Source organism: Streptomyces sp. NPDC015220 (assembly GCF_043079345.1).
Lineage (GTDB): Bacteria > Actinomycetota > Actinomycetes > Streptomycetales > Streptomycetaceae > Streptomyces.
Window position 1 is genome coordinate 136,194 of sequence record NZ_JBIBUK010000019.1, and the last position, 6,960, is coordinate 143,153.

Here is a 6,960-nt window from a genome sequence, read left to right on the forward strand (position 1 = left end):
GCGCCGGCCCGGCCGGCCCCAGGAGACGGCGCACGGCGAGGAGCTCCCGTACCCCGTCGTCCCGCTGGAGGCCGACGGCGTGAACCCACCGCCGGCCGCGGTCGCGAGGCCGGCGGCGGTGAGGTGAGCGTCCTGTCGTACCTTCGGAACATCGGATGTCTCGGCTCGCGGCGCGTCCGGACCGTCGGACCTCCCCGCGCCGTCCGTCCGGCGCCGCACCCGGCCGGTGAGGCCGGACCCGCCGAAGGGGCCGGCCCCGGCAGCGGTCCCGGAACCGGGCCCGGAACGGGGGAGAGGGGCGGCCCGCCGGGCCGCCCCTCTCGCGGGGCCGGACCCGGTGCGACGGGGTCCGGCGCCCGGCGGCGGCCGGTCCGGTCGGGGGGAGGGACCGGCCGCCGTCCGGCCTACTTCCGGTCCAGCACCTCCTGGACGCCGGCCCGGACCTCGTCCGTGGCCAGGCCGCGGATCGTCAGGGTGGTACGGCGGCGCAGCACGTCGTCCGCCGTCTCGGCCCACTCGTTGTCCCGGGCCCAGACGACCTGGGCCCAGATCTCCGGGGCGTCCGGATGGACCCGCTCGCCCAGCTGCGGGTCCTCGTTGGCGAGACGGGCGATGTCGAAGGCCAGCGAACCGTAGTGGGTGGCCAGGTGCCGGGCCGTGTCGGCGGCCATCCGCGGTCCGGGCGCCGGGCGGTCCACCAGCAGTCGGTGGGCGACCGCGCGCGGGTTGGCGATGCCCGGCAGCGGCAGCTTCCTCGGCAGCGCGGAGATCGGCTCGAAGTCGTCCCCCAGGGGGTGGCCGGGCAGTGCCTCCAGCTTCTTCATCACGGTACGGCCGATGTGCCGGAAGGTGGTCCACTTGCCGCCCGCGACGGACAGCATGCCGCCCCTGCCCTCGGTCACCACCGTCTCGCGCTTGGCCTTGGCGGTGTCGCCGGGGCCGCCCGGCAGCACCCGCAGGCCCGCGAAGGCATAGGTGATCAGGTCCCGGTCGAGCTGCTGGTCGCGGACGGAGAACGCCGCCTCGTCGAGTATCTGGGCGATGTCCTTGTCGTTGACGGCGACGTCGGCCGGATCGCCCTCGTACTCCTCGTCGGTGGTGCCGAGCAGCAGCATGTCCTCCCAGGGGAGGGCGAAGGTGATGCGGTACTTGTCGATGGGGGTGGCCAGCGCGGCCTTCCACGGGGAGGTGCGCTTCAGGACCAGGTGCGCGCCCTTCGACAGGCGGATGGACGGCGCCGCGTTCGGGTCCTCCATCCGGCGCAGGTGGTCGACCCACGGGCCGGTGGCGTTCAGCACCAGGCGCGCGTTCACCCCGAATTCGTCGCCGGAGAGCCGGTCGCGCAGCTCCGCGCCCGTCACCCGGCCCTTGGTGAAGCGCAGCCCGGTGACCTCGGCGTGGTTCAGGACGGTCGCGCCCGCCTCGACGGCCGCCCGGACCGTCATCAGCGCCATGCGCGCGTCGTTCATCTGGTCGTCGCCGTAGACGGCCACGGCCTTGAGGTTCTCGGTGCGCAGCTCGGGCACGTCCTGCGCGGCCTTGGCCGGGCTGAGCAGGTGGCCCACGCCGTCGCCGAAGGCGGACAGCGCGGAGTAGGCGAACACGCCCGCCCCGAGCTTCGCCGCGCCGTGCGGCCCGCCCTTGTACACGGGGAGGTAGAAGGTGAGCGGGTTCGCCAGGTGGGGGGCGACCTGACGGGAGACCGCACGGCGCTCGAAGTGGTTCTCCGCCACCAGCTTCACCGCGCCGGTCTGCAGGTAGCGCAGGCCGCCGTGGAGCAGCTTGGAGGAGGCGGAGGAGGTGGCGCCGGCGAAGTCGCCGGCGTCGACCAGGGCCACCCTGAGGCCGGACTGCGCGGCGTGCCAGGCGGTGGAGATGCCGAGGATGCCGCCGCCGATCACGAGGAGGTCGTACGTCGCCTTGGACAGCTGCTCCCGGGTCTCGGCTCGGCTCGGGTTCGAGCCGGAGGCGGAGTGCGTCCCCAGGGCAGGCACGGACTGCAGGGTGGGCTGACTGGTCATTGCGGTTTCTTACTCCTCGTCCTCGAGCCAGCCCATGGTCCGCTCGACGGCCTTGAGCCAGTTCTTGTACTCACGGGCGCGGGTGTCCGCGTCCATGCGGGGGGTCCATTCGGCGGCCCGGCGCCAGTTCTGGCGCAGGTCGTCGGTGGAGGCCCAGAAGCCGACGGCGAGGCCGGCGGCGTAGGCGGCGCCGAGGCAGGTCGTCTCGGCGACCATCGGGCGCACCACGGGGGCGTCCAGGAAGTCCGAGAGCGTCTGCATCAGCAGGTTGTTGGAGGTCATGCCGCCGTCGACCTTGAGGGCGGTCAGCTCCACGCCGGAGTCCTTGGTCATGGCGTCCGCGATCTCCCGGGTCTGCCAGGCGGTGGCCTCCAGCACGGCGCGCGCGAGGTGCGCCTTGGTGACGTACCGGGTCAGGCCGGCGATCACACCGCGGGCGTCGGAGCGCCAGTACGGGGCGAACAGGCCGGAGAAGGCCGGCACGAAGTAGGCGCCGCCGTTGTCCTCGACCGAGAGCGCGAGCGTCTCGATCTCGGCGGCGGTGGAGATCAGGCCCATCTGGTCGCGCATCCACTGCACCAGGGAGCCGGTGACGGCGATCGAGCCCTCCAGGGCGTAGACCGGCTTCTGGTCGCCGATCTGGTAGCCGACCGTGGTCAGCAGGCCCGAGTAGGAGTTGATGATCTTGTCACCGGTGTTCATCACCATGAAGGTGCCGGTGCCGTACGTCGACTTGGTCTCGCCCTCGGAGAAGCAGGTCTGGCCGAACAGGGCCGCCTGCTGGTCGCCGAGCGCCGAGGCCACCGGGATGCCGCCGAGCAGCTCGCCCAGCCGGCCGCCCTTGATCTCGCCGTAGACCTCGGCGGAGGAGCGGATCTCGGGCAGGATCCGCGTCGGCACGCCGATCGACTCGGCGATCCTGGCGTCCCACTGCATGGTGTGCAGGTTCATCAGGAGGGTGCGGGAGGCGTTGGTGACGTCGGTGACGTGCCGGCCGCCGTCGACGCCGCCGGTCAGGTTCCAGATGACCCAGGTGTCCATGGTGCCGAAGAGGATGTCGCCCGCCTCGGCGCGCTCGCGCAGTCCCTCGACGTTGTCGAGCAGCCAGCGGGCCTTGGGGCCGGCGAAGTAGGACGCGAGGGGGAGACCGGTCTCGCGGCGGAAGCGGTCCTGGCCGACGTTGCGGCCGAGCTCCCGGCAGAGCGCGTCGGTGCGGGTGTCCTGCCAGACGATCGCGTTGTGGACGGGCTCACCGGTGTTCCTGTCCCACAGCACGGTGGTCTCGCGCTGGTTGGTGATGCCGATGGCCTTGATGTCGTCACGGGTGATGCCGGCCTTCTCGACGGCGCCGGCGACGACCTCCTGGACGTTGGTCCAGATCTCGGTGGCGTCGTGCTCGACCCAGCCCGGCTTGGGGAAGATCTGCTCGTGCTCCTTCTGGTCGACGGAGACGATCCGGCCGTCCCGGTCGAAGACGATGCAGCGGCTGGAGGTGGTGCCCTGGTCGATGGCGGCGATGAACGGTCCGGCGGTGTGGGCGTCGGTCACTGTCTGCTCCTGAGGTCCGTGGTCGGTGGGGGCTGCGCGTACGGCGCGCGGTGCGGCTCGGCGCTCGCCGCCGGGGACGGCGAACGCGCCGGTCGTCAGGCGAAGGCGACGTTGTAGACGCCCGCGGCGATGGCCGCGCCGATCAGCGGGCCGACCACCGGGATCCATGCGTAGCCCCAGTCCGAGCCGCCCTTGTTGGGCAGCGGGAGGAGGGCGTGCACGATGCGCGGGCCGAGGTCACGGACGGGGTTGATCGCGTAGCCCGTGGGGCCGCCGAGCGAGAGGCCGATGGAGACGACCACGAAGCCGGTGATCAGGGCGCCGATGACACCGAGGCCGTTGCCCTTGTCGTTCAGGCCCTGCGTGAGGATCGCGATGATCAGGACGAACGTGCCGATGATCTCCGTGACGAGGTTCTGCACCACGTTGCGGATCTCCGGACCGGTGGAGAAGACGCCGAGCACGGGGCCGGCGCCCTTCTCCTGCGCCTCGACCGCCTTGGCCCCGGTGGTCTGGGCGCCGGGGCCGCCGACGATCTCCCTGTCGGTCAGGTGCGCCTGGAACTGGCCGTAGTAGACGACCCAGACGAGCACCGCTCCGATCATGGCGCCGAGCAGCTGACCGGCGAGGTAGGTGGGCACGTTCGTCCACTCGCCGTCCTTGATGGCGATGGCGAGCGTCACGGCCGGGTTGAGGTGGGCGCCGGAGAGCGGGCCCGAGATGTACGCGGCCGTCATGACCGCGAAACCCCAGCCGAAGGCGATGGCGAGCCAGCCGGCGTTACGGGCCTTGGAGGCCTTCAGGGTGACGGCGGCGCAGACGCCGCCGCCGAGCAGGATGAGTATGGCGGTACCGATGGTCTCGCCGATGAAGATGTCGGAGCTGGACACCCGCGACTCCTTTGTCCTTCGTCCAGGGGTAGCCGAAACCCCGGGTCCCGCCGGGGGTCTGGCGCCCTCGGGGTGAGAGCGATGCCGGCCCTTGGCGTTGTCACACTCTAACGCTTATTGCCGCAAGGTGTTCGACAATGCCGACCGATGGACGCGAGTCTCACCTCGCCGTCACACGGGCGTCAAGAGTTCTGTTGTCGAAAGCACGATCGTTACTGATCGCCGTACGGACATCCCTGCCCGGCGCGGCCGCCCGGACACGCCGAAGGCCGGTACGGCGGCTGCCGTACCGGCCTCGTCGCGCGCGGGCGGCGCGGGTCGTGCGGGGTCCTGGAAGCGGGTGCGCGGCGTTCAGAACCGCCCGGCGCCCAGGTCCCGCGAGACCGCGCGGGCGCAGTCCCGGACCGCCGCGATCAGCTCGTGCCGCAGCTCGCCGTCGCGGCCCACCCGCTCCACGGCGCCGGTGATGCCGACCGCGCCGACCGGCATCCGCCGCCGGTCGTGGATGGGTGCCGCGATGGACGCCACGCCCTCCCAGGTCTCCTCGACGTCGGCGGCGTAGCCCCGTGCGCGGGTGAGGTCGAGGAGGTGCTCGAAATCCTCCAGCCCGCACACCGTCCGGTCCGTGAACGCCTTGCGCTCGGCCTCCACCGCCTCGCTGTGCGCCACCGGGTCGTACGCCGAGAGGACCTTGCCCAGGGCCGTGGAGTGCAGCGGCTGCATCGCCCCGATCTCCAGCACCTGCCGGCTGTCGTCCGGCCGGAAGACGTGGTGCACGATCAGCACGCCCTGCTGGTGCAGCACCCCCAGGTAGACGCTCTCCCCGCTGGAGCGGGCCAGGTCGTCGGTCCACACCAGGGCACGCGCCCGCAGTTCGTGCACGTCGAGGTAGGTGGTGCCCAGGCGAAGCAGTTCGGCGCCCAGCTGGTACCGCCCCGAGGCGTCGTCCTGTTCGACGAAACCCTCCTGCTGGAGGGTGCGCAGTATGCCGTGGGCGGTGCCCTTGGCGAGGCCCAGCGACGAGGCGATGTCCGACAGGCCGAGTCGCCGCTCGCCGCCCGCGAGCAGCCGCAGCATCGCGGCCGCCCGTTCGAGCGACTGGATGTTCCGTGCCATCGCCGTCCTGCCTCCGTCCCCTTCGACCGCCGGCGGCGACCGCATCTTCCGCCGTTCGGCAATGTCGAACACTACCGGTCCATGCCGACTCCCCGCCAATGGTCGGTCGACACCTGTCGCGTCACCCCTCCGTGCGGGATGGCGCGGGGTCATCCTCGTCCGGGTCGTGGACTCCCTGAACATCAGGGCCCCGCCCCCGCTACGCTTGCCGCGTGCACCTTCCCCGGGAAGCCCGGCGCACCGCTGCCGGAACTCCGGGGGGAAGACGCAAAGCCGACAGCCGTCGCACCTCAAGGGAGCCCCTTCATGGCCTCGTTGCCGCCGACCCCCGCCACCGACAGCCGGACCCGCGTGTCCGCCCTCCGCGAGGCGCTCGCCACCCGTGTGGTGGTCGCCGACGGGGCGATGGGCACCATGCTCCAGGCCCAGGACCCGACGCTGGAGGACTTCCAGGACCTCGAGGGCTGCAACGAGATCCTGAACGTCACGCGGCCCGACATCGTGCGTTCGGTGCACTCCGCCTACTTCGACGCGGGCGTGGACTGCGTCGAGACCAACACCTTCGGCGCCAACCACACCGCGACGGCGGAGTACGAGATACCGGACCGGGTGTACGAGCTGTCCGAGGCCGGCGCGCGCATCGCGCGGGAGACCGCGGACGAGTACGCCGCGCGGGACGGCCGGACCCGCTGGGTGCTGGGCTCGATCGGCCCCGGCACCAAGCTGCCCACCCTCGGCCACATCGGCTACCCGACGATCCGCGACGGCTACCAGGCCAACGCCGAGGGTCTGCTGGCGGGCGGCGCGGACGCGCTGATCGTGGAGACCACCCAGGACCTGCTGCAGACCAAGGCGTCGGTCCTGGGCGCCCGGCGCGCCATGGAGGCCCTCGGCGCGGACGTGCCCCTGCTGTGCTCGATGGCGTTCGAGACGACGGGCACGATGCTGCTGGGCTCGGAGATCGGTGCGGCGCTGACCGCGCTGGAGCCGCTGGGCATCGACATGATCGGCCTGAACTGCTCCACCGGCCCGGCCGAGATGAGCGAGCACCTGCGCTACCTCACCCGGCACTCCCGCATCCCGTTGCTGTGCATGCCGAACGCGGGCCTGCCCATCCTCACCAAGGACGGCGCGCACTTCCCGCTCGGCCCGGAGGGGCTGGCGGACGCGCAGGAGAACTTCGTCCGGGACTACGGTCTGTCCCTGGTCGGCGGCTGCTGCGGTACGACGCCGGAGCATCTGCGGCAGGTGGTGGAGCGGGTGCGGGGTGTGGTGCCGGCCGGGCGTGAGCCGCGTCCGGAGCCGGGTGCGGCGTCGTTGTACCAGACGGTGCCGTTCCGGCAGGACACGTCGTATCTGGCGATCGGTGAGCGGACCAACGCGAA

General features: G+C 72.0%; 5 protein-coding genes. 1 reads left to right on the top strand and 4 read right to left on the bottom strand.

Annotation, left to right across the window (positions count from 1 at the left end; genetic code table 11):
• Window positions 1-404 precede the first annotated feature (404 nt).
• The 4 genes from ACF061_RS29630 to ACF061_RS29645 form a co-directional block, all read right to left on the bottom strand.
• Window positions 405-2,021, bottom strand: coding sequence for an FAD-dependent oxidoreductase (locus ACF061_RS29630; protein ID WP_392270060.1), 1,617 nt, complete (start codon window positions 2,019-2,021; stop codon window positions 405-407).
• 9 nt (window positions 2,022-2,030) lie between these two features.
• Window positions 2,031-3,569, bottom strand: a complete 1,539-nt coding sequence (glpK, locus tag ACF061_RS29635; RefSeq protein WP_392270061.1) for a glycerol kinase GlpK — start codon at window positions 3,567-3,569, stop codon at window positions 2,031-2,033.
• A gap of 95 nt (window positions 3,570-3,664) precedes the next feature.
• Window positions 3,665-4,459, bottom strand: a complete 795-nt coding sequence (locus tag ACF061_RS29640) for an MIP/aquaporin family protein (protein WP_392270062.1) — start codon at window positions 4,457-4,459, stop codon at window positions 3,665-3,667.
• A gap of 351 nt (window positions 4,460-4,810) precedes the next feature.
• The gene (locus ACF061_RS29645) at window positions 4,811-5,575 is read right to left on the bottom strand and encodes an IclR family transcriptional regulator (RefSeq protein ID WP_392270063.1); all 765 of its coding nucleotides are present in this window, start codon (window positions 5,573-5,575) and stop codon (window positions 4,811-4,813) included.
• Window positions 5,576-5,881: 306 nt separating this feature from the next.
• On the opposite strand from ACF061_RS29645, the gene ACF061_RS29650 reads away from it, so the two are divergent.
• A partial coding sequence (locus ACF061_RS29650; RefSeq protein WP_392270064.1) for a homocysteine S-methyltransferase family protein occupies window positions 5,882-6,960 on the top strand: 1,079 nt, incomplete at its 3' end.

What these genes read in the sequence shown, in the direction of transcription:
- ACF061_RS29630 (WP_392270060.1), bottom strand. Translation starts at nt 2,021, where the DNA reads ATGACCAGTCAGCCCACCCTGCAGTCCGTGCCTGCCCTGGGGACGCAC.
- ACF061_RS29645 (WP_392270063.1), bottom strand. Translation starts at nt 5,575, where the DNA reads ATGGCACGGAACATCCAGTCGCTCGAACGGGCGGCCGCGATGCTGCGG.